At 39.4% G+C, this 26899-nt stretch carries 30 protein-coding genes and 3 pseudogenes; all 33 read right to left on the bottom strand.

The features are described from left to right. Positions 1-15: 15 nt before the first annotated feature. The 33 genes and pseudogenes from SWH54_18810 to SWH54_18650 all read right to left on the bottom strand — a co-directional run bounded on the left by SWH54_18810 (position 16) and on the right by SWH54_18650 (position 26779). Positions 16-981, bottom strand: coding sequence for a class I SAM-dependent methyltransferase (locus SWH54_18810; protein MDY6793322.1), 966 nt, complete (start codon positions 979-981; stop codon positions 16-18). Positions 982-1062: 81 nt separating this feature from the next. Then, positions 1063-1242, bottom strand: a pseudogene (locus SWH54_18805) (SAM-dependent methyltransferase). After that, positions 1242-1793: a dTDP-4-dehydrorhamnose 3,5-epimerase gene (rfbC, locus tag SWH54_18800; protein ID MDY6793321.1), complete on the bottom strand. Its 552-nt coding sequence runs from the start codon at positions 1791-1793 to the stop codon at positions 1242-1244. The pseudogene SWH54_18805 and the gene rfbC overlap by 1 nt, the downstream one beginning before the upstream one ends. After that, positions 1768-2880: a CDP-glucose 4,6-dehydratase gene (gene rfbG, locus SWH54_18795; GenBank protein MDY6793320.1), complete on the bottom strand. Its 1113-nt coding sequence runs from the start codon at positions 2878-2880 to the stop codon at positions 1768-1770. Before rfbG ends, rfbC begins: the two co-directional genes overlap by 26 nt. A 21-nt stretch (positions 2881-2901) precedes the next feature. Then, positions 2902-3681: a glucose-1-phosphate cytidylyltransferase gene (rfbF, locus tag SWH54_18790; GenBank protein ID MDY6793319.1), complete on the bottom strand. Its 780-nt coding sequence runs from the start codon at positions 3679-3681 to the stop codon at positions 2902-2904. A 112-nt stretch (positions 3682-3793) separates the two neighbouring features. Next, the gene (locus tag SWH54_18785; protein ID MDY6793318.1) at positions 3794-5200 is read right to left on the bottom strand and encodes a hypothetical protein; all 1407 of its coding nucleotides are present in this window, start codon (positions 5198-5200) and stop codon (positions 3794-3796) included. A gap of 230 nt (positions 5201-5430) precedes the next feature. Further along, positions 5431-5979 carry a GNAT family protein gene (locus tag SWH54_18780; protein MDY6793317.1) on the bottom strand — a complete coding sequence of 183 codons (549 nt, stop codon included), beginning with the start codon at positions 5977-5979 and terminating at the stop codon, positions 5431-5433. Positions 5980-5988: 9 nt separating this feature from the next. After that, positions 5989-7047, bottom strand: coding sequence for a hypothetical protein (locus SWH54_18775; GenBank protein MDY6793316.1), 1059 nt, complete (start codon positions 7045-7047; stop codon positions 5989-5991). Beyond that, positions 7040-8326 (bottom strand): DegT/DnrJ/EryC1/StrS family aminotransferase, encoded by a 1287-nt coding sequence (locus SWH54_18770; GenBank protein MDY6793315.1) that lies wholly within the window; start codon positions 8324-8326, stop codon positions 7040-7042. The genes SWH54_18775 and SWH54_18770 overlap by 8 nt, the downstream gene beginning before the upstream one ends. An 8-nt stretch (positions 8327-8334) precedes the next feature. After that, positions 8335-9315 carry a Gfo/Idh/MocA family oxidoreductase gene (locus SWH54_18765; protein ID MDY6793314.1) on the bottom strand — a complete coding sequence of 327 codons (981 nt, stop codon included), beginning with the start codon at positions 9313-9315 and terminating at the stop codon, positions 8335-8337. 24 nt (positions 9316-9339) lie between these two features. Then, positions 9340-10092: a spore coat biosynthesis protein F gene (locus SWH54_18760; GenBank protein MDY6793313.1), complete on the bottom strand. Its 753-nt coding sequence runs from the start codon at positions 10090-10092 to the stop codon at positions 9340-9342. A gap of 48 nt (positions 10093-10140) precedes the next feature. After that, on the bottom strand, positions 10141-10680 hold the full coding sequence (locus SWH54_18755) for a GNAT family protein (GenBank protein ID MDY6793312.1): 540 nt from the start codon (positions 10678-10680) through the stop codon (positions 10141-10143). 40 nt (positions 10681-10720) lie between these two features. Next, positions 10721-11809 carry a hypothetical protein gene (locus SWH54_18750; protein ID MDY6793311.1) on the bottom strand — a complete coding sequence of 363 codons (1089 nt, stop codon included), beginning with the start codon at positions 11807-11809 and terminating at the stop codon, positions 10721-10723. A gap of 12 nt (positions 11810-11821) precedes the next feature. Beyond that, on the bottom strand, positions 11822-12511 hold the full coding sequence (locus SWH54_18745) for an acylneuraminate cytidylyltransferase family protein (protein ID MDY6793310.1): 690 nt from the start codon (positions 12509-12511) through the stop codon (positions 11822-11824). Between the two features lie 348 nt (positions 12512-12859). Then, positions 12860-14179, bottom strand: coding sequence for an aminotransferase class III-fold pyridoxal phosphate-dependent enzyme (locus SWH54_18740; protein ID MDY6793309.1), 1320 nt, complete (start codon positions 14177-14179; stop codon positions 12860-12862). 70 nt (positions 14180-14249) lie between these two features. Next, positions 14250-14951 (bottom strand): WbqC family protein, encoded by a 702-nt coding sequence (locus SWH54_18735; protein ID MDY6793308.1) that lies wholly within the window; start codon positions 14949-14951, stop codon positions 14250-14252. Then, positions 14952-15875, bottom strand: coding sequence for a hypothetical protein (locus tag SWH54_18730; GenBank protein ID MDY6793307.1), 924 nt, complete (start codon positions 15873-15875; stop codon positions 14952-14954). A 2-nt stretch (positions 15876-15877) separates the two neighbouring features. Continuing rightward, entirely contained in the window at positions 15878-16543 is a 666-nt protein-coding gene (locus SWH54_18725; GenBank protein ID MDY6793306.1) for an acetyltransferase, read from the bottom strand. A 177-nt stretch (positions 16544-16720) separates the two neighbouring features. Then, the gene (locus tag SWH54_18720; protein MDY6793305.1) at positions 16721-17734 is read right to left on the bottom strand and encodes an N-acetylneuraminate synthase family protein; all 1014 of its coding nucleotides are present in this window, start codon (positions 17732-17734) and stop codon (positions 16721-16723) included. 51 nt (positions 17735-17785) lie between these two features. Then, positions 17786-18688 (bottom strand): aldo/keto reductase, encoded by a 903-nt coding sequence (locus tag SWH54_18715; protein ID MDY6793304.1) that lies wholly within the window; start codon positions 18686-18688, stop codon positions 17786-17788. Between the two features lie 35 nt (positions 18689-18723). Continuing rightward, positions 18724-19938, bottom strand: a complete 1215-nt coding sequence (gene pseC, locus SWH54_18710; protein MDY6793303.1) for a UDP-4-amino-4,6-dideoxy-N-acetyl-beta-L-altrosamine transaminase — start codon at positions 19936-19938, stop codon at positions 18724-18726. A gap of 74 nt (positions 19939-20012) precedes the next feature. Continuing rightward, the gene (locus tag SWH54_18705) at positions 20013-20636 is read right to left on the bottom strand and encodes a nucleotidyl transferase AbiEii/AbiGii toxin family protein (GenBank protein ID MDY6793302.1); all 624 of its coding nucleotides are present in this window, start codon (positions 20634-20636) and stop codon (positions 20013-20015) included. A 37-nt stretch (positions 20637-20673) separates the two neighbouring features. After that, a complete protein-coding gene (locus SWH54_18700) occupies positions 20674-20958 on the bottom strand; it encodes a hypothetical protein (protein MDY6793301.1) in 285 nt (94 codons plus the stop codon). Between the two features lie 118 nt (positions 20959-21076). Continuing rightward, on the bottom strand, positions 21077-21361 hold the full coding sequence (locus SWH54_18695; GenBank protein MDY6793300.1) for a nucleotidyltransferase domain-containing protein: 285 nt from the start codon (positions 21359-21361) through the stop codon (positions 21077-21079). A gap of 59 nt (positions 21362-21420) precedes the next feature. Further along, positions 21421-21627: pseudogene (locus SWH54_18690) on the bottom strand (oxidoreductase). A gap of 514 nt (positions 21628-22141) precedes the next feature. Continuing rightward, positions 22142-22372, bottom strand: a complete 231-nt coding sequence (locus tag SWH54_18685; protein ID MDY6793299.1) for a hypothetical protein — start codon at positions 22370-22372, stop codon at positions 22142-22144. A 95-nt stretch (positions 22373-22467) separates the two neighbouring features. After that, positions 22468-23616: a putative DNA binding domain-containing protein gene (locus SWH54_18680; GenBank protein ID MDY6793298.1), complete on the bottom strand. Its 1149-nt coding sequence runs from the start codon at positions 23614-23616 to the stop codon at positions 22468-22470. Between the two features lie 244 nt (positions 23617-23860). Beyond that, on the bottom strand, positions 23861-24397 hold the full coding sequence (locus tag SWH54_18675; GenBank protein MDY6793297.1) for a hypothetical protein: 537 nt from the start codon (positions 24395-24397) through the stop codon (positions 23861-23863). 215 nt (positions 24398-24612) lie between these two features. Then, entirely contained in the window at positions 24613-25221 is a 609-nt protein-coding gene (locus SWH54_18670) for a nucleotidyl transferase AbiEii/AbiGii toxin family protein (GenBank protein ID MDY6793296.1), read from the bottom strand. Positions 25222-25258: 37 nt separating this feature from the next. After that, positions 25259-25543, bottom strand: coding sequence for a hypothetical protein (locus SWH54_18665; GenBank protein ID MDY6793295.1), 285 nt, complete (start codon positions 25541-25543; stop codon positions 25259-25261). 118 nt (positions 25544-25661) lie between these two features. Continuing rightward, positions 25662-25946, bottom strand: a complete 285-nt coding sequence (locus SWH54_18660; GenBank protein ID MDY6793294.1) for a nucleotidyltransferase domain-containing protein — start codon at positions 25944-25946, stop codon at positions 25662-25664. 59 nt (positions 25947-26005) lie between these two features. Then, positions 26006-26212 (bottom strand): annotated as a pseudogene (locus SWH54_18655) (hypothetical protein). A gap of 147 nt (positions 26213-26359) precedes the next feature. Next, a complete protein-coding gene (locus SWH54_18650; GenBank protein MDY6793293.1) occupies positions 26360-26779 on the bottom strand; it encodes a hypothetical protein in 420 nt (139 codons plus the stop codon). Between the last annotated feature and the right edge of the window lie 120 nt (positions 26780-26899).

Raw genomic sequence — 26899 nt, 5'->3', positions numbered from 1 at the left:
GCATTTCTTTTTACTTTAGATCACTTTGATTTCTGGAATGGGTATAATAAACTTGCCGCCCCATTCCTGAATATATCGCAGCTGTTCGGTAATTTCATCCTTAATGTTCCAAGGTAAGACTATCATATAATCAGGTTTTACACTTTTTATTTTATTCTCATCTACTATTGGTATATGACTCCCAGGGAGGAACTTCCCCTGCTTATACGGTGATGCATCTACAACAAACTCTATTAGATCCTTTTTAACACCACAATAATTCAAAAGGGTATTACCCTTTGCCGCAGCCCCATAGGCAGCTACTTTCTTTCCGGCTTTTTTTTGTTCCATAAGGAATGAAAGAAGTGCATATTTAACCTTGTCTGCTTTTTGCTGAAAATCAAGATAGTAGTCTAATTTTAGCATCCCTCTTGCCTTCTCTTTTTCCAACAACCCATCAACTTTTGGTGTTACAGGTTTTGAGTCGTCATCATCATGTCTAGTGTAGATCCTTAACGAACCCCCATGAGTGGTAAGTTCCTCTACATCAAAAAGAACTAGGCCATGTTTCAAAAAAATCTGGCGAACCGTATGAAATGAAAAGTATGAGAAATGCTCGTGATAAATCGTATCAAACTGATTTTTTTCAACAAGGCGCATCAAATGCGGGAATTCCATCGTTATCACACCATCCGACTTCAGGGCAGTTTTAAGCCCTTTGACAAAATCGTTGATATCCGGCACATGCGCAAGGACATTGTTGCCGATAATTAAATCAGCTTTTTTACCTTTTTGTGAGAGTTTTTGCGCAAGTTCAGCACTGAAAAACGCTTCTAAAGTATCAACTCCCTTCTCCCTGGCCTCTTGAGCAGTATTTGCGCTCGGTTCTATCCCAAGACAGGGTATCCGCTTTTCCTTAAAATATTGCAGGAGATACCCGTCATTGGAAGCGATTTCGATTACATTAGACGTAGTGGTTAATCCCAACCGATCTGTAATCATATCAACATATTTTTTTGCATGATCCAGCCAGGATACAGAAAAAGATGAAAAATAAGCATAATCTTTGTTGAAAATATCATTTGATTTCTTATACTCGTCAATCTGGACAAGGAAACACTTTTCGCAAACAAACAGCTTAAGAGGATAAAAAATTTCAGGTTCGTTCAATTGCTCTTTGGTTAAAAAAGAATTTGATGGCGGGGAATTGACCAGGTCGATGAATTGATGTTTAAGTGGATTATCACAAGATCTGCATTTCATTATAATAAGATTCCTTCAAAATCTTGAGATAATAAAGGGTAGTTTCGATCTTTTTTAGATAAATCCGTCACATCCAAAGGCCATAAAATATTTACCGATAAATCGTTATAACGCACACCGCCTTCATGTTCAGGGCTGTAGAACTCCGTATGAAGATAAAGAAGCTCTGAGTTTTCTTCCAGTGTCTGAAAACCATGCGCAAAACCTTCAGGAATATATAACATTCTCATGTTTTCAGAAGACAAGGTTTCTCCATGCCATTTCATAAAAGTAGGCGAGTCTTTTCTTAAATCAATAATCACATCAAAAACAGACCCACGCAAACATTTGACCATCTTGATTTCAGCTTTTGGAAGATATTGAAAATGCATCCCACGGATAGCACCTTTTTGTTTGGTAATTGAGTGGTTAATCTGAACTATATTTTTTTTATGCAAAATATGTTTTAGCTCTTGCTGACAAAATACACGGGAGAATGATCCGCGGTTATCTTCAAAAGGCTCCGGGTCAATACTAAAAGCATCCTTAAGTGTAGTTTGTTTGATTTTCATTGAACGGCCCATTAATCTTTTTATGTTGTGTATCAGTTATATATTCTTTCAAGTGCTTCTCGCTAAGAACATGCTTTGATTCATAATACGTTTTATACCATTGCGCGGTTTTAGCGATTGTAGTAGGATTATCCCACACCGGTTTCCACTTCAGTTTTGTATAAGCTTTTGAACAATCCAGTTTCAACAAATTGGCTTCGTGTGGGCTTTTTTCATCGGCCTTAATCATATAATTAATTTTTGACCAATGTTTTTGCAATTCTCTTATAACAGAAAGCACGTTTATGTGCCCTTCATCGCTCGGACCAAAATTCCATGCCCCGGAAAACTCCTTTTCTCCTTCAAGAAGCTTTTGTCCCAAAAGCAAATATCCTGACAGTGGTTCTAAGACATGTTGCCATGGCCTTGTTGAATGAGGGTTGCGAATATGAACTTTTTTATTCTGGCTGGCAGCGCGAATAATATCGGGAACAAGCCGATTATCTCCCCAATCCCCACCACCAATGACATTTCCTGCCCTGGTGCTTGCCACAAGTATCTGATGGCTTTTTTGATACTCTTCAAGAGGAAAATATGATTTCCGATAACTGGCGGTGACCAATTCCGCACATCCTTTTGATGCGCTGTAAGGATCATAACCTCCCATGGGGTCGTTTTCACGATAGCCCCAAATCCATTCCTGATTTTCGTAGCATTTGTCACTGGTAATATTTATAACGGCCCTTACGTGATCTGATTTACGGCAAGCCTCAAAAACTTTAACTGTTCCAATGACATTGGTTTCAAACGTTTCCACTGGATTCTGATAGGATTTCCGGACAAGGGATTGAGCCGCCATATGAAAGACAATATCCGGTTGAAAAGATTCGATGGCCTTTCGAAGTTTTTTTAAATCACGGACATCTTCAGAGATTGTTTCAAAATCCAGATTTAATATTTCGTGATGATTAGGATCTGTCGGAAGATACAGGGAATAGCCTACAACTCTGGCCCCCAGGTTTAAGAGCCATAAAGCAAGCCAGGAACCCTTAAAACCGGTATTGCCTGTGATGAGGACTTTTTTGTCTTTATACACGTTGCCAAACATAATTTATTAGCTCTTAGCTATCTATTCCCACACCTTCCATTCAGCTTTGCCTTCAACCCACAATTTATTCAAATACTCCATATCCCGAATTGTGTCCATACAGGCCCAGAAACCTCTGTGTTTATAAACCATTAGCTGTCCTTCGCCTGCAATCTTTTCAAGGGGGCCTATTTCCAAATCACAATTCTCATCTGCTGAAAGATAATCAAAAATACCCTTGTTGAAGACGAAAAATCCGCCATTAATAAGGCCTTCACCATCTCTCGGCTTCTCACTGAAAGATTCAACCTGATTGCCTTTAATCTTCAGCTCACCAAACCGGGATGCAGGGTTGATACCGGTTACCGTTGCCAACTTTCCATGTTTATTATGAAAGGTTAAAAGGGCATTAATATCCACTTCAGCAACCCCATCACCGTAAGTCAACATAAAAGTGTCATCGTTAACATGCTGCTGTACACGCTTCAGCCTGGCGCCTTTCAGCGCTTTATCTCCGGTGTCAGCCAAAGTAATACGCCAGTCTTTTTCTTCATTATTACTATGTATTTCAATATTAATTTTCTTTCCAAGCTCTATTGTAAAATCATTAGTTAGGATTTCATAATTATAAAAATATTCCTTTATCATTTCACCTTTATAGCCTATGGAAAGAACAAAGTCTTTAATTCCGTAATGGGAATATATTTTCATTATATGCCATAGAATAGGCTTACTGCCTATTTCCACCATTGGTTTAGGACGAAATTCGGTTTCTTCCCGAAGACGAGTGCCCAATCCACCACATAAAATGACCACTTTCATTGATATCAACCTTTATTAGAGTACATTAATAAGTACTTATATTGCTTTTTGCAACATAAAGTAATGTCCCTTGCTATAGAGTCCAAAGCACATACTCGTATTCTGGTAAATTTTAATTTTTCTGCAAGGCTTTGTCATAATGCTTTTTTTGCATACAATAATTTTTAGACTCAATAAAATTATTTAATGAATGTATTATCTTTTCATGCTTTTCGACAGAAAACTCTTCTAAAAACTTCTTATAACTTACCGGGCCAAACTGTCTGTCATATCCACCGATTTCATTAATGAAATCTTCATAATCGTCAAATATCCAATTTTCAACATTATTGTTTATAAATTTCATATAATAGTATTCATATACCTCATTAACATTTATATTCAGTTTCTGATTAGGCAAATCCAATAAGATTTTTTCATATTCCTCAACACTTTTAGGATGAATATTAAAATTGTAGGCAATATGGGGATTACACCTTGAGGCATTGATAACCGTTACCCCCAAAGCGGCATATTCGAAGCCAATGGTTCCATGCACCGTAAGCGCAAAATCAATGCCCTCTTTTATTATCTGGTGGTGTGATGTTTCTGCAGGTATTAAATTGAGTTTGGGAAATTTCTTTATAAATTCTTTGATGATGGGAATATTCCCTGGTAAAAAGTCTGGGTGCGTTTTGATATACCAATCATAATCAGTCTTTTCTGATATATTCCCAATAAAGGTCAGCCATTCGTAAAAATCGGGGAAAAGCGATATCCCATATGGATGTGGGCTATCGAAAAAGCAATGGGTAGAGATAATTATCTTAGTCCGTGAACTTTCTCTTAATACTTTTTTACCAACAGTTTTCGTATAAGCGGATTTCCTAGAGTAGGTCATATCAACACCGACCTCCCCAGAAAACCTTTTTTGCAGCCTTTTCTGTGCTTCTACTAAACCTGCTTGTTGTTTCTTAGGGGGGAGTTTTCTGAATTCTTCTGGATAATAGTAAAAGTCATCATAGGCCCACAGATTTTCTTCGGTAAGATAATATGCATGGGTTGCGCTGATTTGATATACAGGAATTTTTTTCTGAATGGCCAGACGTAGGATAATAGCTGAGTTGTAAACACAATGGCTTACATTCACTGCCTTAACTTCATGGGTCGCAAAATAGTCGCTCCAGAAAACATAAATCCCCAGAGATTGTTTCAGCGATTCTTTAAATTTATGGTCGGCAATATCTATGGTCGGAACGTTGTTTTTTCTAAGATGTGAATCATAGACCAGATCTCCTATCAGTGTGCCGACAATGCGCAGGCCTTCGACATCTCTTTTGGTTTCCAGGCCAGTATAAACGTCATTAAATAGTCTATGCCGGACTTTTTTCTGTTCCTCGCTGAGTTTCAGGCAAATGATTTCCCTGGTATTAAATGACTTAAAAACTTTTTCGTTGACAATGTTTAGAATGGATTTCCACCATTTAGGTCTACGCAATGAATATGCCTTGATGGTTGCGTTATATTTATTGCTTAACACATTGGATAGGTAACTGTAGGAAATGATTGCGCTGCACATTGAATTAAGTTCGAATAAAACTTCACCATTTTTCCTATCACCGAAGTCTTTCCATAAATTTCGATTGTGTTTTATAAATTCATTGCTGGTTCTATTTAAGTATGATGAATTGATAAGCGGCCCGGTGCGCTTGCCTAAGCTTTTAATCTGTCCGTTGCTCAATTTTTTAATTTTGCCACTAATCATCCTGTCTATTGGCCCATTTTATCATCTTTAAAAAGCGCCATATAAATCACATCAACCTCATTTCCATCAATAAGGTAATGTCTTCGCCTTACACCATCGTCTTTCATTTTCATTTTATGCATGATTTCTATCATAGCAATATTGGCAGATACCGTCCCGGCAGTAATTTTTCTGGTCGGAGTATATTTAAATAGATATTCAACAACGCCTTTAAAGGCTTCATAGCCATAGCCCTGACCTTGAGCATAACTTTCACCAATTAAAATTCCTATGTCGGCAATCTTATTATTAAGATCAATATAAGCGCTTATATTTCCAATATGACCGTGTCCGTGCAACTTTTCCTCAATTGCCCACAGGGTGTTAGTCGATTCTTGGAATGTCTGTAAATAGGCCCGACATGATTCATAGGTATGTACTTTGTGGCGCTGCTCGCTGAAGCGCATTATTTTTGGGTCATTCAACCAGTTTAGATACCGCGCTGTAATAAATTTTTCCGAGTACGGCCTCAGCGTTAATCGATTCGTTTTTATATTCTCGGGCAGTTCACGCATTCTGATTTCTCAAACCATCTTTAGTTGATTTCTGATCGACTTCCAAGTCTTATTAACACTGTCCGTTGGAAATGGTATTCCGCTACCGGAATCGCGCGTGACACATTCAGAAATTGCGTTCAGCATTTCACTTTTTGTTTTAACGGTTATTCTCCTTAGATACGGGATGGTAATTTGCCGCGGTTCGTTTTCCGGTCTAAAACCTATGCAAATTGTCGATATGCCGAGGATCAAAGGTATCACTAAAAAAGTTGAATTGGTTCCGATTATTATATCTGCGATTGCAATTGCCTCAAAATCCCTTAATTTTTCAGGGCAAATAATCAACTCGTTCTCAATTTTATAATGTCGAATATATTCCAAAAATCTTTTTCTGGATTGGTGCGGATGCATTTTGATCACCAGATGCAGATTGTTATCATCAATTTCCTTAAAAGCCTGGAGTGTATTCAATACAGGACCGTATTCCGCATCTGCGTTGAATTTCAAGTCCATAAGTTCCAACGCGAGGAGCACCACCTTAGCATCGGGGTTTACACCCAGTACGTTTTTAAGCGCCTTTTTTTTCTTCCCGCTCATGAACTTTATTGTTTCAGTTTTATTTTCGATGCCGGGATGTCCAACAATCGATATTGAATCTTTTGGGACGCCTATCGATAAGAGGCTGGTCTCAAGATATTCGTCTATCGCAAAGATGTGTTTTGGTAGTACCAGGCAGCCATCCGACGACATAAAATGATCCAGATAAGGGCTCCAGTGATCAAATATAAATACCGTCTTTACTCCCGCCCTCTCACATGCTTTTAAAATGCTTACAGTTTTGCTAAATTGGTGTTGAGATCCGAGCACCAGCAGCGCCGGATCCCCGGGAGCATTGCTGTTTCTTTTGAGTACTTCCTCCATAGCAACTGGTACGGTACCCGATTTTCTAAGTTCAGACTCAGCAAATCCATCCGCTGCCCAAAAGCAGTTGATATCATCCGGGCATCCGGCAACCAGGGGAGACATGACCGCCAAGGCACCGGCATTAACAGCATAAAAGCAGACCGTGTTACATTCTCTATTCATTACCCGTACTTTGCAACATATCCAGATGTGCCCACACCTTCTGAAAGGCTTTTATGATCATATCGATATCTTCTTTTTCCCAAGTGTGCATGCAAAATGGTATTGTTATAATCTCTTTGTCATGCAATCTTTCAGCAACAGGACAGATACCTTTTCTATAATCAACACTACCTTTATAAATTTCTGAATTCCAGGGGAAGCCTTTTTTACCATACGCTATTTTCTGTTGATACATTGGCAGCAAATGTATGTTGGTGTACCCCTGTCCTAAGGGCACGCCTTCTGCGACCAAAGCATTATAAATCAACTGTCTTTGTATATTTAGTCGACCGGCATTAAATACCAATGGGTAGGCATAGTATACATGTGTGCAATTCTTATTTACTTTTGGTGGTTGAAGGCCATCTAATCCTTGCAAGCCTTCAGAAAGCCTGCTGCCCAGTGCAGTTGTACGATCAGCAATTTTATTCAGTTTTTTAAGTTGTTCAACACCTATGGCAGCCTCGATTTCACCCAATCGAAAATTGTATCCCAGCATATTGGATAAATCCGACACGCCTTTATTCTCGACTACAACCTCCGCATGGTTACGAATCAATTGCAGTTTCTCAGCGTATATATCATTATTGGTAACTATTATCCCACCTTCACCGGTGTGTATATGCTTATGGTAATTTAAGCTATATACCCCTATGTCTGCCAGAGTACCGGCTAGTTTTCCTTTGTATTTTGCTGCCGGTGCCTGGGCGCAATCGGAAATTACTTTCAGATCATGCTTTTTTGCTATTCGCAAAATACTATCCATATCTGCTGAATGACCGTAAATATCGACGGCAATGATTGCTTTTGTATGGGGTGTAATGTTTTTTTCAACAGATGCCGAGTCAATGCAAAAAAATTCACTTTCGATATCCGCGAAAACTGGGATGGCGTTCCACATAAGAATTGAAGTGGCTGTAGCAGACATGGTCCAAGGGCTCACAATGACTTCATTTCCCGGTTGAATGCCGATAGCTCCAACCGCGGCAATCAATCCTGATGTGCAGGAATTGACCACAATGGCATGCTTTGTCCCAAAATATCCTTGGGCCGCCTGCTCAAACTCTTGGATTTTTGGCCCGCCGTAAAAGTCTGGGCTCCATACTCCAAGATAGCGCGAAAGTATCCCTGTTTGCATTACCTCGTTTACAGCTATACGTTCTTCTTCACCAATGGAATTATAGGGTTTAAAAGTATAATCAATTGTTTTGGGTCCGCCGTGGATAGCTAGTTTTTTCATAGATTAAATCACCTCAACTCCATAATATTCTGTACGATTTTTAAAGTTCCAACAGCCGATTCCCCATCTGATTTTATCTTTTCATCTTTTTCCAGATACTGGTAAAGGGCTTCCATGACATAATACTGGTAGCTTTCAAAGTAAGTCTTAATCGAGGTGAGTTTATTCTGTAATAAGGTATAGTGGTTATCTGCCGGGTCTGGTATAGTTTGTTTGTATCTGATTTGGCCGTTTCCATAATAAATCGTTCCCTTTGTACCTATCAGATTCACCTCTCCCATGGAAAAATATTCCGAACGTGTTGCCTGAAAGATAATGTCGGTATCGTTAAACCTTATTAAAAAATCAGGTTCACCATCATTGTATCCCAGGGCATCAAAGTCCCTGCCAGGTTGTATCATTTGGATATGCCGAACACTACCGAGCAAATAAATAAGCAGATCGATGAAATGTGAGCCGTTATTTATTAGTCCCTTGCAATACAGGACGCTACCTTTGTAAATGTCACCGACAGTTCCGTCTGCTATCATTTTTCTCAAGGCGTTTGTACCTGGTTCAAATCGCCTGACATAATTAACCACTAAGCCCATATCTTTCTTTTGAGCGTCCAACAGCATTGTCTCGGCCTCTCGGACACGCAATGCAATGGGCTTTTCTATCAAAACTGCCAGAGGATCATATGAAGCTATTTGGTTGAAAAGATTAAAATGAGTCGGTGTCGGTGATGCGATTGAAACGACATCCGGTTTCACCTTTTCCATCATATTTTGGACACTACTGAAAGTCTCCACATTGTATTTTTTTTCAAACTTGGCGCAGCCTTTCGGACTGACATCCACACCGGCAACCAGATTGAAGGAAGGATGATATTGATATGCTGAAGCGTGCGTTGTTATAAGGCTTCCATCCTTGCAGCAATAATCATACCCCTGTCCAATTTGCCCAAGTCCAACAATTGCGGCGTTATAAGTCATTTTTTTTCTATCCATGAACTTAGCTAATTCCCGGTAAGGCTAGATTTTCCGATCACAATGGCTGTTTATATCAAGCAGGGCTGGTTCTTGCCGCATCAGTGACATAATTTCTTCAATACCGAATCCATCTCCGTAGTCTGGCTCCAATCGGCGATAAACTTGGCGAATAAACTCCAAATCTTCGGGATAATCCAACATAAATCGAAAGTGGGGAGCTTGCCAGCGAGCAGGTGGATAAAGCTTGATCGTTCTATATATCTCTGGATGACGGACAATATAATAAGCCACATGTTCACGAACTAAAGGATCAAACTGGGTTCTCGCGTTGTCCTCCAGTATTGAATAGCGATATACCAGAACATCCATTCCCCCTGGGTACATTTCAGGAGCTGAGAGAACTACATCACAATCATTCATTAAGAAGGTAGTGACTCCCATATCGATAATTTCAGGATCTAAAATGGTGCAATCGCCCGTAATTTCAACAACCACGTCGGACTGCATGCTTTGTTGGGCATCGACAACACGTTGAAGAACATCTTCTTCACTGCCCCGGTATATATCCAGGTTCTCAGAGCGGGCCCATCTCTCTAATGGATCATCCTGAGGCAATGAAGAGGTTGCCAATATTATCCCGTCCAATGTCTGACAGCGCCTGAGTCGACGCAGCAGCCTCGTTAAAGACGGTTGACCACAAACATCAGCCAGAACCTTTCTCGGCAGGCGAGTCGAGCCCATGCGCGCTTCGATGCTGGCGATAACACGCACATTTTCTTTTGTATCTGTTTTCAAAATGTACCTCTGCAGTTTTAAATTTGCTTATTAATATTGTAATAGAATTTATTCATTGATCAAACCAAGCAGGATCGTATCAATAAAACTCCCTTTAAAAAAAACATGTTCTTTTCGAATACCCTCTATTTTAAACCCATTGTTTTGAAATGCTTTGATCGATCCGGTATTCATTCCGAGACTGCCGGCCGTCAATTTATGCAAACCAATCACAAAAAATGCATGGTTTTTAAGTAACCCTATCGCTTCGGTTGCATAACCCTTTGCCCAGAATTGCTTCTCGCCAATGATAATTCCAATGTCAGCATTTTGATCCTGCAGATTAATAGGCCCGAGTTTTATATTGCCAATATGGCAATTGTCTTCCCTCTCTATAATTGCCAGAAATAATTCAGTCTTGCTTTCATATTTTTCTTTTACATATTCTCTAAGTGAATCGATGGAAAAATTCATATTGCGGCTGTCCGTATATTGTGTGATGTGCGGATCATTCATCCAGCGACAGTATGCTTCGGTCACATCGTCCGGTCTTAATTCTCGCAAGTAAATACGTTCACCATCGATCACCGAGCTTCTGGGTTTTTGCATACTCATAGTGGTATTTAGAATTACTGTCAGTTACTGTGATTCAGTTGCAATTTATTGAATCTACAATATTCCCCCGAACTTCTCGGATCAAGCTGTCTAAACCTGTCTTGCTAAATAAGGCCTGCCCTAACCTGACCATTTCTCTACGTCTTTCAAAAGATCTTACCAGGGCATCAATTTCATTTGCGATATCAAGAGAGGTTGTTTCCGTATACAGGCCCAGATCGAGGTAAAAACCTTTCGTTTCGTCTTGAGCGTTTGCTGCAGCTATCTTTGCGTTAAACGATAGCTGCAATGAGGGCACGCCGGCATAAGCCATTTCATACTTCGTTAATCCGGAAGCACTTATAGCAATATCGGCCCATTGTAGGTGGCGGATAAGTGTGGGCAGGCCGAATACAATTTTACAACAGGGAATTACAGCGCACGCTTTTTCTATCTTTAACTTAAGGCTTTCCGTAAATCCTGGTCCTACAACGACTCTGCAAATAATTTCTGATTCCAGTAGTTGCAAGGCGTCTATAATCATCAGGGTGAGCTCATATGGATCAGACCCGCCCATGCTTACCAATAAATTCTTTGCTTTGCCACGAACCTGTCTATCCCAGTTTATTGATGTAAATTCAGGAGGGAAAATAAAGTAAGCCGGCCCCGCCCAGTGCCTAAATCCCGGGTTTTCATCAGCAGAGCGACATTTGGCACCAATGTAAGGTGTAACGACGACATCAATTGACGGTTCGATATGGTCAATAATGGCGGTGTCATCTAATCCGTCGATTAATAACGTCGCAGAAAATGAGTTGTGCAATATTTTAAAATACGGTATCAATTCTTCAACTCTGGACATAATCTGGTAATGGGAGAAATCAAACACAATTGCTGAATACTGTGAGGCAAAACGATTCGATATCAAAAGTGCTTCGTCATACAGACTGCCGCATTTTTCCAGAACGGATATATTTAGCCCTTGATTTTTAAAGCCGGTCACTATGTTGTCGGAAGCATGACGTAGTATTAGAAGCGACTCGATTCCCTCGATTTCAAAATGTCGGGCCAAAGAAACACAGCGGTTTAGGTGCCCCATTCCGGTACTATTTGATGCGTCGGTTCGGATGAGTACTTTTGACATAGTCAACAGCCTTTAACTATTAAGAGCCCTAAACATGCTTTCAGCCAGGATGAGATCCTCTGGCTCATCAATATCAACTGCCTGGCTTCGGGGTATGGTTATCGAACAGAACCCCTCGTCTGTAGCCGGAGTCTCGGATAGAATATGATTTCGGTGAAAAATCGAAAATGGGCCGCATTCGTAATAGGCCGGTTTAAGATCTTGTGAACGAACGGCATATGCACCAGGGTTTCTAGGAATCAATACCCCAGCATTGTTACGATCATAAGCCCACTCAATGGGAACCGGATAAGGTGTTACTACGTGCAGGGGACGTTTACCACCGAACGATCGAAATTTAGAATAGCCTCGCAGGATGTCATCTGTCAATAGAAGCGGACAACACGGCATTAATGCCAAGACATGCTTATAGGTTTGCTTGCGGTTATCAAATTCCTTGAGTACATTCTTCAGAACCGGAATAATTCCAGTATGGTCATCGGCTAATCCTGCCGGTCGCATAAAATCAATTGTATATCCTAAGGAATCTACAATTTGAGCAATCTTTTCGGAGTCAGTTGATACGTGAATTTTATCAAATAGACGTGAATTCAGGGCAGCTTCCAACGCATAGGCTATCATCGGTTTTCCACAAAAATCTATAATGTTTTTATACGGTATACGTTTGCTACCCCCACGGGCCGGTATTATGGCTATCTTCAATGTTGCCTCACCATTAAATATTGAAATGTTGGTGGGTGATATTCATACTTGGAAATATTTATTGACAATCAGGATTCAAAAAAGATGCTTCAGGTTAGTATGAGTTCTGTTTCCGGCTGGCGTTTGTATTGTATATTACCAGGACCAAACTTAAAACCACCATCCAGATCCAGCCTGAAAAATGAGACCTTTGCAAAACGGTACTTTTTGTCCGGTTTCTACGTCAGGCTCAAATTTTTGTCCTCTAAATATTCAAGATATTCATTTTGTTAAAATTTTCTCCTTCCTTAAACTAGAACAAAAATTATCATTTTCCAAAGGTCTCACATGGCTCTTATATATACAACTCTAATTGATGCGCTTAAATCCGCTTTGGGCGGGTTTGCCGCGCAGCCTTGATTCAATATCGTCACATTGGATACTTTCGGCAATAACCTTAAATGCTTTATCGGTTGCTCTAAGATACCGATAAACGTGTTCTTCAGTGTGAGCGTGGGTCACATAAAAAAGATTAGATGCCAGAATCCCCTGATCCAGCATCTTCTGAACATACAACGCTTTTAAAGCAAAAAATTTTTCATGATCAATAGAAAAATGCCCCATGGGCTGTAGCCCACCGACATGTACCGGTAGTTCATATTTGGCTCCCAGTTCATTCCAGCCTCGCAATACCATAGAACCAATATGGATAAGATGCGCCGAAACATTTTCGCGCCGGTGTTTATTTATAGTCGCCAGTGCCGCAACAAAGCCAGCGCGTTCTGTCCAATGGGTTGAACTGATAAAGCTTTCCTGGGCAGACTGCATAATTCTTTCTCGGCCAATTATTGCTGATATAGCATATCCATTGCCCATTGCTTTAGCAAATACAGCGACATCCGGGGCCACATGATGCTTCACCAAGTGTGCGCCCCCCGGGTTTATTCTAAATCCTGCGGAGATCTCATCCATTACGAATACCGCACCCGTTTCATCGGCTATGTCCCGAACCCTTTCAATAAAGCCAGGAGCTGGCTCCATATTTCGAATAGGCTCCATAACAATTGCGGCGAGATCGCTAGCATGTTTGGCCGCAATTGTCTCTAGATCTTCAATACGGTTATATCGAAACGGCAAACTGCTACCGGACAATGATTCAGGAACACCTGTGGGACTCAATCCTTCAATAAGGTGCTCATTCAACTCATTTCCAGTACCTAAATTGGCAGCAAGATACCAATCTTGCCAACCATGATAGCCGCAAAAGGCAATGATGTTTCGTTTTGTATGCGCTCGTGCGATTCTGATCGCAATACCCATGGCTTCTCCACCCGATCTTGCAAAACGCACCATATCTGCCCAGGGATGCAGTTCACAGAGCAGGTCCGCGAGCTCAATTTCTTCAGGACAATTTAAAGATGAAACGACACCATTGTAAATAGCTTTCTGAACTGCCGCATCAACCTCATCATCAGCATACCCTAAAACAGCCGCTCCAATTCCCGATATACTCATGTCCAAATATTCATTGCCGTCGAGATCCCACACAGTGACCCCTTTCGCCTTGGTGTAGTACCCAGGCCAGACGCCAAGACTGAACATATCGGGGCGTTTCGACAATAACTGACACATGCCGGGAATACGCTTTGCTGCACGTGCCTGCATCTTGAGAGACTTCTCAATAGTCATTTTCATCTCCGCTTAAATCATTCCGATAAATAATGATGATTGCAAATTCAAATAAAAACCGATTTGAAAACTATTGTTTATCTACTCCCGAACGGATAATCTCGAGAGAATCAGGACCCGCATTAAATAATAAATCGATAATTGCAAGATATAGAACGCAATCACCGTTTAACTGGTCATAAGGCTGCGGGATATATTTGTGGTACTGGAGTGGAAAGACATCCTTGTTAAAAAATCGGGATGTGTTTAGATACTTTACTGAGCCGGGAGGGGAAATATAAATCTGAGCGTCTCTTTCACGGCAAATATTGAATAGTAATTCGTCCTTCTTTCCTCGGGCAGCCAATTCAGATGAACGCAGCATGATCGTCTGAATCCCAAGTATCTTAGCCACCTTCAGGATGATTTCAATATTTAAATCTGCCAACAGCGGAGGTTTTTTATTGAGAGCATCAAAAATAATTGTTTTATACTTATTAAAAAATGGCGTTTTACCGTAGGCGTGCTGTAAAGCGTTTATATGTTTTCGAACAAACTTAGAAGTATAGTCAATTTTCGCATTACATATAAGCAATTTATCCCGAGGAGCTTTATGTACAGGGACTGTTAGCATCATTTCCCCAGAAGGCCCTTTGATACGATTTCGCTGCTGCCAGCTGCGACGTTCAAATTGAACAGAGTCCAAGAAGATGAATTCATCAACTCTGTCTATGAGCGCAAAATACCCTACCCAGGGCAGATAGGTGGGCTGCATTATGGCAATTTTTTTCATCTATCCGCAACCGGCTTCCAGCACAGCTAAACCGACTCCATTACTACCATAGTTGTTTCCATTATAGAACATAAACAGATTTTCTGCGTGCTTGATCACACAGGGGTATTCAACCATTTCAGAATCCCATCCGGAGGGCGATGGTTCCAAGCCTTTTATCTGGTTTGTTTTTCTAATGAAGTCAAATCCAGACAGGCTTTCTGCATACCCAATTCTATAAGTATTTGTTTTTGTTTTAAATGAAAACCACATTTTATAAGTACCGTCTTCATAAAGCACACAAGGGCGTGCTAAAGCGACTTCATCCTCGGAAGCGAAATCCAACGCAACCCGACCTTCACGCTGCCATACGATGCCGTCTCGCGATGATGCAAATTTTATATTATAAACAGGCAAATCTTCGTGTATCCAGCCTTCGCCGGAAACATACCACATTTTCCAGTCACTCTTAGTATGGATTACCCACGGTGCGGTAAGAATTGAATATGGCTCCCGATCAGTTAAGGACAGCAACGGCGCTTTAGATTGACGTTTAAAAGTATGCCCATTATCATCGCTGACAGCTAGGCCAGCTATTAGACTCATTCTGGTAGTTGAACGAGGGCGCCACCCAATGTAATAGAGGTATAACCTGTCTCCATTCCTAATAATACTTGCTGGGGTTACGCCATTATCATCAAAACATCCAAGCTTGCCAAGCTCGAGTACAGGTTTTTTGGAAACATGAAGAATTTTTTTCGGATTTTTCAAATCGATATCGAAATACCCGATCAAGGAACGATTAACCCCGTCTCTACCGGAAATAAAGATTCTATATCGAGTCTTTTCCAGTTGCAACGCAGTGGGAAGCATTGCATGCGACTTGTTCCATGATAAATCAGTATGCGGGACAAATATCCGCCCCATTTTATGCCACAATTGCACGCCTACTCCAAATTGATTTCGTCGCTCGATTTTGGAAAGACCGGTGTCTGTCTTTCCGCAAAAACTTGTCCCGGTCCGGTGTCTTTCATAATCAAAGCACCCGCACCAACAATATTTGCTTTTGCAATAGTGACGTCATCCCTTACACTTGAATTGACGCCGAAAAAACAGCGTTCACCAATTATTACCCGCCCGGAAATAACAACGTGAGAAGTTAGAAAGCAATGTGACCCGATAGTTGAATGATGCCCGATATGATTCCCGCTCCACAAAACAACATCGTCGCGAATCTTTGCAAAACTCTGAATCACATTATTTTCAAGAATGAAGCAATTTTTACCAATAGATGCTTCTGGCAGAACTGTTGCTCTTGAACTGATATAAGAAGCAAAGGAAAAACCTTTGGCCAGACCCTCTTCAAACTTAGTCTTCCTGATTTGATTACATTTTTTTGCACTCATGGGAATAAACAGATGGTACTTTGAGGGCTGATAAGTCTTCTCAAGATCAAAGAAATCGACTACCGGCAGATCACAAAATCGTTTTTCCTCAGGGGCATCCTTAGTAAACGCAGCCACCTCGTAATCGCTGTCTGTGGTAAAATAGATATATGCGAGTTCTGCCAGCATGGCGGTTCCGAATATTACTAATTTTTTAGTTTCTCCCATTATTTAACCCCCTAATCGTGATGCCTTTATCTCCAAATTAGACCATGACATAGTTTTATACTTGCACACAACAGCCTGCTTTGACTCTCACATAAGGCAGAAGACGCATCCAGACCGGCATTTCTTGGGCACTTTGGCAGCATCCACATTGAATGAACTTACATGCACCTACCGCCTTCACTTTAAGATCAATTCACCCCATTCAAGAGCATCACCCTTCTGAAGCATTTTCTTTAATGTCGCCCCCACAACTGACTGTAAATGACGTCGCCTTATTCCAGCCGCAGGTCTTTTTATAATCAAGTCACTTTCCCTTAAAACTTCACCCTCATTAATATCACGGGCTGTAAAAAGTCCTTCCCGACGTCCCTGGATACGTTCCTCCGGCAACATCTTTTTTTGGCGACTGCCAAGGCATTCATACGCCTCGTTAATCATTTTAATAAAGACCTTGAATTCATCCGGTTCCATGGCAAAAAAATGATCTGGTCCATTCGATTTTTTATCCATGGTTACATGTTTTTCAATTACGCAAGCGCCGCGTCCCACTGCCGCAATCGCTGCCGTCAAACCACTTGTGTGATCTGATAATCCTACCGGGCAACCAAACAGTGAAAAGAATGTGTCCATCACCTTCAAATTCACATGTGCTGCCGGGATTGGATACATTGCACCGCATTGGAGTAGAACCACCTTTTTGTTACCGGCCCGTAGGCAACACTCAACTGCATCATGCACATCAACCAAATCGCACATACCGGTTGAAATTATCAAAGGCTTTTTAAAAGAGGCAATCAATGTCAATAGTCCCAGGTTTACAATTTCGGAAGATGCAATCTTAAAAGCACTAACGTGAATATCATTCAAAAGAGAAGCTGATTCCTTGTCAAAGGGGGACGCCATAAACTCCACACCAATATTTCGACAGCGCTCAACCAGAATTGGTAACCAGTCTGCATTCAGTTCAATAGACTTAAAGATATCATACATTTTTGTGGTGGCTGGGTACATTTTTTCGGCCTTGAAAAGCTGAAATTTTACTGCCTGAGCACCTGCCTTTCCCGCCATTTCTATCAGTTTAAAAGCCTTATCAAGCGATTGGTCATGATTTGAACCGATTTCTGCGATTATGTATGGTTCTCCGCCCGGACTAACCGTAAAATTGCCGATAGAAAATTTTTTTTGCAGCATTGGTTTTTCCTATAGTATTTTTGTAAGGACAGCTTAGAGCGTTATTCCCCGCTACCACAACGAGGGATTCACAAGTTTTTCATCTACATTGGAAAAAGTATCCCGGATAACTGAAACCATTGAATTTGGAAAATCCGTACCCCATATTTTTGTATTCTCTTCCACCTGCAGAGCAGTTTCAGATCCAAATAATATCTTGGCATTCGGGTATGCCAGCTTCACATACCCTATGGCTATTGAATGCCGTGTCATTCGCAATTCCCGAGATAACTGTTTAAACCGTTGTAAAACTGGGGTTGCAAACTTCAGGACTGCCGGAAGTTTATCAATATCCATTAATAGCAAGCCCTGTAAAAAAATGCTGCGCACATACACTGTTTTGTTTAAGCGGTCTGCAAGTTCAAAAATCCCGGCATTTTCGAAACGCCGGTCCAGTACATTTGCGGGGATCTGTATGATGGTAACACCTTCGGTTGTGAGAGCCTGGACTGCCTTTTCAGTTGAGTAGACAGATACGCCTACGTGCTGGACAATTCCTTTTTCAATTAATTGATCGAGAAACGCTCCGAGCCCTCTATCCCAGTCCTCCAGCAAAGATTCCTTGTGCAGCATTAAACCATATAATGACGTACACTTTAAATATTCTAAGGAGCGCGTTATAGAATGTCTCAATACGGCCCTATCAGAATGATCCAGCGCCGTATCGATCTTAGAAATTACTTTAACATCTGATTGTATATCAAGGTTTTCAAAAATGTCGCCGAGCGTTTTCTCACTGTGTCCATACCCCTGGGCGGTATCAAATTCGACAATATTGTTTCTCCAGGCATTGCGGACAATATTTTCCGCTTCGGAAAATCCTGGTTTTCCCGTTTTGTTTGCAGCACCATAACTCATACCGAGCTGGGCCGTCCCCAGTACTAGCCGAGAATAACTTTTACTTGAAATAACCATTTAAACCAGTCACTTTAAACTAACATGCCTGCAAATCAATCCTTTCGCATAGCCTTTATCGTACTAATCACTTTATGAACGTCTTTAGCTGTCATAGCAGGAAAAAGAGGAATGGAAAGACACTTTTGGTAATAATTTTCTGCGTTGGGACAATCGCCCCAGCCTGTTCCATAATTGCTGCGATAGAAGTGCTGCAGGTGGACCGGGATGTAGTGAACCTGCGTATTGAGCCCTTTATTTCTTAAGGAAAGAATCGTCTGGCCCCTGTCGATGTTCATGTTTTTAAAATCAAATAAAAGAACATACAAATGAAAATTGCTGTTGCAGTCGGGAGCCTCAAAAGGTGTTTTCAGGTTTTTCTGGTCGGCAAAAGCGTTATTGTAAATATCTACAATTTCACGTCGACGTTTGCAAAACACATCGAGTTTTTTGAGCTGAGACAACCCCAGGGCGCATTGAATATTTGTAATCCGGTAGTTATAGCCGATCTCCTGTTGCTCGTAATACCAAGGGTTTACTGAAGGCTGAAGGCTGAAGCCTGAAGGCTGAAAGGCAAGGTCTTTGGAAAAAAACTCTTCCGGTTCACTGGTAATACCGTGAGAACGCAAACGTTTTAATTTCATGTCTAGTTTTTCATCATTAGTAAATACAACGCCTCCCTCACCGGTTGTTATGTGTTTGACGGGGTGAAAACTCATGACCGCCATATCTGAAAAGACACATGATCCTACCTCGTTTCCCTTATATTTTGATCCTAACGCATGACAGGCATCTTCAATAATATATATTTTATGTCGATATTTTTTTTCAGCATTGTTTACAATCTGCTGAATTACCTCCATATCACAGCTTTGACCGGCAAAATGGACCGGAATAATAGCTTTTGTATTAGCGGTAATACGCCTTTCAATTTCTTCTGGTGAAATATTGTATGTCTTAGGATTTATATCAGCGAAAACCGGCTTTCCTCCACAATACACCGCACAATTGGCAGATGCCACAAATGTGATAGGTGATGTAATTACTTCGTCACCCCTTTGAACACCAGCAGCCAGGCAGGCAATATGAAGTGCTGAAGTACCTGAGTTAACTGCCACGGAAAATCTGGCTCCAACGATATTGCACAGTGCCGATTCAAATTCTACTGTATTCGGGCCCTGGGTCAAGATGTCTGACTGAAGCACTTTTACAACAGCTTTAATGTCATCCTCATCAACAAATTGTCTTCCATAGGGAATAGTTTTTTTCATAACTTTGTACAAATCAGTAATTAGAGTCTTTTTTTATATCATTTATTTTGCCACCCCAGTACCATCTGCCGGAGCTACAAGACAGGGGGTTGGGTTAGGGAATTTTTTCCACCGTCAATTATATCCTTTGCAATTATTTTACAAACATCTTGTATGGTTTTATAGTCTGGCTCTTTTATCCAGTTGATTTTAATCAATCTTTTCGTATCAAAATTATAAACCGATTGTGAAACTTCAATTTCATTCACCCATGTATCTTTCTGCCTGGCATAGTTTATCATCGTTTCCCATGTAAAATTATATTTCATCGAAAGAAAAATCAAATCAGAGAAATCTTTTGCCTCGTCACGGGACAGAGCACATATTTTATTGCTCAATAAATTTTCCCACGAATCAATTCTGTGAAATAAATTGGCAGATTGTATTTCCCCTGTATGAAATAATACATCATTCACAAACTCAATTTTCAAAGGATATTCTTCATTATGGATAAAAATCCGTGCAAAATCTTCACTTAACAAAGCTATTTCAATCTTAGAGAAATGATTCTGTAATTGTGAAATGATTTTATTTGATAATTGTTTAAAATTGTTTTTCCTGTTTACAAAAAAGTCCAAATCGTCGGAATGCCTGTGTTTAAGATAATGCCTTCCAAGCGCGGTACCTCCTGTCAGATAAAATGCATCATCAACCTTCATAATAAGTTTGAGAACCAAATCCTGAAAAGGATATAGTTTATTGATATAATAATTTTCTGACATAATTATATTTAAGAGATAAGGATTTGGGAAAGAGGGTTTTAAGAACATCCTCAGATAAAGCCTCTTTCAGCAATTCTGGTGACAGGATTTTTTTAATTTCATACCATCTGCGCGATTTTAAAGCCCTGCTTAGCAGGTTTTTCCGCGTTAAACCGTTGCATTCCCCCAATTCAATAATTGTAACAATATTCTCTTCCGAAACTTGATAATCCCAGTATAAACTTTTAAAGAAATTTATTGTATCTTTATTCATTTCCATTTGTACTTGAAATTCCTGCAGGACATCCATAATTAAATAAGTAACTCATTTTTTTATCTATTGGACAGAATTTACCGAATTTTACAGGATATTCTGTTTTTTTATCAAAAATTGTTTCTCACACCTTTTTCACATTCTCACAGTTTCTCACATGGTTGTGTTTAAGTATGAGTGGTCGTTCGCCACATTCACACGCCCAGCCAATTTTCCTGGCAGGATTCCCCACTATCAATGCATAATCGAGCACACCGGTTGGTTCTTTCTCTCCAATGACAAGAATATCAATATCCCCGCCTTTTTGATCATCATGAACCCTTGAACCAAATAGATAAACTTTTGCATTCGGCAGGTATTGATTAATTGATTGTTTAATAAAATCAGTTTGTTGTTTATTAGCTCTCATCGCAACCCAGGTAGATAGGCTGAAGACTGAAGGGTGCCAAAAAAAGCGCATTTTGAAGCCAAATGACGATCAAAGCGCTCAAATTCAGTAAAAAAATCAACATCAAAGGAAAAACTGTCGAGAATCCCCACAGAATCGGAACTGTCCAATGCCGCCACCAGATTGTTTCCCGTATCTTTAATCGCTTTCATATGCTTGGGGGCAACGTAACCGCCAGCACCGATAAGCGCAAAATTCTTATCTGTCACTGGACCTCTATTGCTCATATTTAATGCCTTTAATTTTAATAACTTATCTCAAATCTTCATCATTTTCATCAAGCCGCTCATGCCGGTAATTAACATTTTACTGTTTATCATTTAACCTCAGATAATATTAAAACCACGGATTAACACTGATATTCACGAACGAAATCTTAAATAAACCGAATTTTCACCATTGAAGTCAGCAGAACGCAAAGGAGAAACTTTTTTGAATTTGGAAAGGATTAACTGGATTTTTTGAATTTTTTTTGTATTTGAAATTTACGGGAGAAATTAAAAATAAACAATCAGCTACGGCGGTGAAAAGAAAACCTTTTGTCTATAGACCAGCGGGGCACTGATGCTTAGCTACACTATAAAGCTTTTAATAACTGCTCATATCTATTATGGTCACCAATCCAGTACCAAATAACTGAATTCTCATTTCTTACAGCAAGCGCTCGATAATCCATTGTTACTCTTACTGATCAGATATTGTATTTTGTATTCACCCATTTGAAATTCAGAGAAGGATTCATTACATCTCTTGACTTTTTCCATTAATATGTTCTTGAAGAGCTTGCTTTGCCATATTAATCATTGGTTCTGGAGACTTTGATAATAATTCCTGCCATTTCTGTTCACTATAAAGTTCATTTACAAAATTTCTCAACAGTTCTAAAGCCTGATCCCTATGAACTTTATCAATACCTTCCAAAATCTCAACAGCAGTCAAAGATTCCGGAGTCAAAGATTTTACAGTTTGCATTACACCACCTCTCTATTTGATATTTTTATAATAACCTTTAAGTTAATACCCATCATTTTTTGTCTGCGTCCATCTGCGTCTTTCTGCGGCTGATTTTAATGAAATAAAAAAGTAACTCGAAACAGTTCTCCTATTTCTTCAAATATAGCTTTTTCTTTCATTTCTTTTATAATCATTGGTATACCTCTGCCAAGACCATCTATGTATCTCATGTTATCAAGATATTTTACCAGGAAATGATTCCGTATAGCAGAGTTACCCACTTTTATTTTTTCCAGTGTAAGGGTATTTGCAATTTTTCCAGGAGATGTAATTTCAATCCTGTTGCTGAATATATATACTGTTGTCTGTCTGTTTATAATTGAATAGTCCCTATGACTGACGGCGTTTACAAGTGCTTCCCTGATTACTTTGCGAGGTATAAGAATTTGTTCTTCTCTTTTCAGCTCTTTTATAGTTGAAGCCCTTGGCAGGAAAATATTTATAAGCGATGCCGTATTATCAATTACTTCAGGCAGAGCCCCGATAATCTCTTTTTTATCAATTATATCATCAGTAATCTCTTCTCCTTTAAAAACAGCAGCTTTAATAGTGCTTTGAGGTAGTCGCCTTTGAGGCTGTTTTCCAAAAAGCAGCAATCCACCGACACTTGCGACGTTGTCCCCTTCAAAAGGAACAATAATGTCTGAGTTTTTTAATATTTTCTGTTGTTCATGTTCTTCCAGTGAAATAAAATCGATATCGTAGCAAGTCGACCAGTAATCGTTTACTTTAAGCAAATCAAGATCCTTTTCTTCCGTTCCTTCCACAGGCGATAAATCAAAATGGATTATTCCTGCCTGCTGAAAAAGTCTGCTTAATTCTTCCTTTGTTGCTGTTCTGTTTGTAGAACCAATCCTTATATAGTATTTTCCGTCAATCGTCTGATAGGGTTTATTAAGTCCCTTGGGTATTTCTATAACAGCAACTTTTTTATTTTCGATATCTTCAATGCTGATGTCCGGTGTAATTGCAGGTATTACGTTGTTTCGTGAAATGTTCGAAAGCCATTGGTCAATCTTTTCCATATTGATTCCGCTTATAACGCCATCATCTTCAACTCCGATCAAAATGGTCCCACCAAAACTGTTTGAAAAAGCAGCCATCTCTTTAGCAACACTTTCCGTTCTTACTTTGCCTGATTTAAATTCGATTGATGCATTCTCACCTTGGCTGATTATTTCCAATATTTTTTGTATTTTCATTGTCATTTAATCCGAATGCCTTTGTAGCTGATCAACCTCTGCAAACAAATTTGGAGACGCGGGGCCATATTGCTAATTTGTAATTGACTCAGTTTGCTCTGTTGTGTGTTGATTTATGGTTTAATGCTTTACCGGACGTTATGAGTCGCCAACTCTCCAGTTAAGGGCTATCACAGAAGCCGTGGTCTGGGCTATGCTCTGTCACCAGAGCATTCGCGCTTACCCCCCTGTCTCCAAAGTTATGCTATTCATCTTGGAAGTCTACCATTTTCTGAAAAGATGATAGTCTGAGTTTTCTATTCAAATCCCGGAAATCTGATCTTGCTTCATTGAGTTTTTTCACACTCTCAGTGTGCGATATTTCATTTTCTTCAATAATATCTCGACCTTCCTTATAGATTACTCGTTGATAGGCTGAATTTACAACCTGTTCGTGCAATTCGCCGATCTGCAAATTTAATGCTTTGCGCATTTCCAAAGACTCGCTGAGGTTCAACGTTTCTCCTTTGAAATCGATCTGGTGTTCAAAATTTGCCTTTTGAATAGCGTTATTTAATTTGCGACGTTTATATTCGAGTTTTTTCAATTCATCTCTGGCAGAAACGATATCAAAATCCGGAGAATTGCGACAGACACTGTCATCGCTTCGACTGAATGAAAATCTATCCCTATTCTTTCTTGTTTCGGGCAGACAGTCTTTGAAGGTTTTTATTATACCATCATATTCTGCCCTGAGTTCCAAAGCTTCATAAAGATATAATCTTTTCTTACTGTTTTCCATAATATCAAGCCTTTTTTGTAGTGTGTGAACTATTAAATACCATCAAGCAGAACAGGATGTGATTATACAACCCTAATATTTTGTATTTATCCTTAAATAGTCGGCAAGATTTCTGCCCAGCAGGCCGCTCACACCGGTAATTAGCATTTTATTTTTATTTCTTATCATTTATTTAGCCACCCCAGTACCATCTGCCGGAGCTACAAGACAGGGGGTTAGGTTAGGGAATTTTTTCCACCGTCAATTATATCCTTTGCAATTATTTTACAAACATCTTGTATGGTTTTATAGTCTGGCTCTTTTATCCAGTTGATTTTAATCAATCTTTTCGTATCAAAATTATAAACCGATTGTGAAACTTCAATTTCATTCACCCATGTATCTTTCTGCCTGGCATAGTTTATCATCGTTTCCCATGTAAAATTATATTTCATCGAAAGAAAAATCAAATCAGAGAAATCTTTTGCCTCGTCACGGGACAGAGCACATATTTTATTGCTCAATAAATTTTCCCACGAATCAATTCTGTGAAATAAATTGGCAGATTGTATTTCCCCTGTATGAAATAATACATCATTCACAAACTCAATTTTCAAAGGATATTCTTCATTATGGATAAAAATCCGTGCAAAATCTTCACTTAACAAAGCTATTTCAATCTTAGAGAAATGATTCTGTAATTGTGAAATGATTTTATTTGATAATTGTTTAAAATTGTTTTTCCTGTTTACAAAAAAGTCCAAATCGTCGGAATGCCTGTGTTTAAGATAATGCCTTCCAAGCGCGGTACCTCCTGTCAGATAAAATGCATCATCAACCTTCATAATAAGTTTGAGAACCAAATCCTGAAAAGGATATAGTTTATTGATATAATAATTTTCTGACATAATTATATTTAAGAGATAAGGATTTGGGAAAGAGGGTTTTAAGAACATCCTCAGATAAAGCCTCTTTCAGCAATTCTGGTGACAGGATTTTTTTAATTTCATACCATCTGCGCGATTTTAAAGCCCTGCTTAGCAGGTTTTTCCGCGTTAAACCGTTGCATTCCCCCAATTCAATAATTGTAACAATATTCTCTTCCGAAACTTGATAATCCCAGTATAAACTTTTAAAGAAATTTATTGTATCTTTATTCATTTCCATTTGTACTTGAAATTCCTGCAGGACATCCATAATTAAATAAGTAACTCATTTTTTTATCTATTGGACAGAATTTACCGAATTTTACAGGATATTCTGTTTTTTTATCAAAAATTGTTTCTCACACCTTTTTCACATTCTCACAGTTTCTCACATGGTTGTGTTTAAGTATGAGTGGTCGTTCGCCACATTCACACGCCCAGCCAATTTTCCTGGCAGGATTCCCCACTATCAATGCATAATCGAGCACACCGGTTGGTTCTTTCTCTCCAATGACAAGAATATCAATATCCCCGCCTTTTTGATCATCATGAACCCTTGAACCAAATAGATAAACTTTTGCATTCGGCAGGTATTGATTAATTGATTGTTTAATAAAATCAGTTTGTTGTTTATTAGCTCTCATCGCAACCCAGGTAGATAGGCTGAAGACTGAAGGGTGCCAAAAAAAGCGCATTTTGAAGCCAAATGACGATCAAAGCGCTCAAATTCAGTAAAAAAATCAACATCAAAGGAAAAACTGTCGAGAATCCCCACAGAATCGGAACTGTCCAATGCTGCCACCAGATTATTTCCTGTATCTTTAATAGCTTTCATGTGCTTGGGGGCAACGTAGCCACCTGCACCGATTAGCGCAAAATTTTTGTCTACTACTACGCCTCTATTACTCATATTTAATGCCTTTACTTTTCATAACTTATTTAAATTCTTCATTATTTTAAGCAAACCGTTTACACCTCAAATTAATATTTTACTTTTTATCATTTCACCCCAAACGGTAGTTCAAACCACGTATTAACACGGATATTCAAGCCAGTTTTATTCTGTTTTTTTAGTATATAGTAAATTCTCATTTCCGTAAAATATATCATGATGCAAGTTGTCTATATCTTTGAACAGTCTTTCCTCGTTAATTTCGGTAATCCATTTTATTTTCTCAAATGATCCATGAGGCATCTCTTTTAGTGTTTTACAAATCTTCAGCGGCTCTGCCCACAAATCCTTTTCCCTTGCTTCTTCAAAAATGTTCTCCCAGTTAAAAGAATATCTTTTCGCAATAAAAATAATATCAATCACATCTTTAGGCTCATATCTACTCAACGCACAAATTTTATTTGAAAGGATATTCCTCCAGTTGTCTACTCGGTTATAAATTTTCGATTCCTCAAAACCTCCATAATGGAATGGGACATCGTTCACGAAGTCTGTTTTCAGCAAAATCTGCCCGCTTTCTATCATATAGTGTTTCTCAGAATAATTTTCCGATTGCCGCTGTTCTTTGTGTTTGCTCAGGGTTGTCGATGACATCAAGAATCGCTTTATCCAGTCGGTCTATGAGTTGGTTAACATTCCGACAAA

The organism is Thermodesulfobacteriota bacterium, assembly GCA_034189135.1.
Lineage (GTDB): Bacteria > Desulfobacterota > Desulfobacteria > Desulfobacterales > JAUWMJ01 > JAUWMJ01.
Note: the sequence above shows the minus strand (reverse complement) of the source record. Positions and strands in the feature narration are given on the sequence as shown.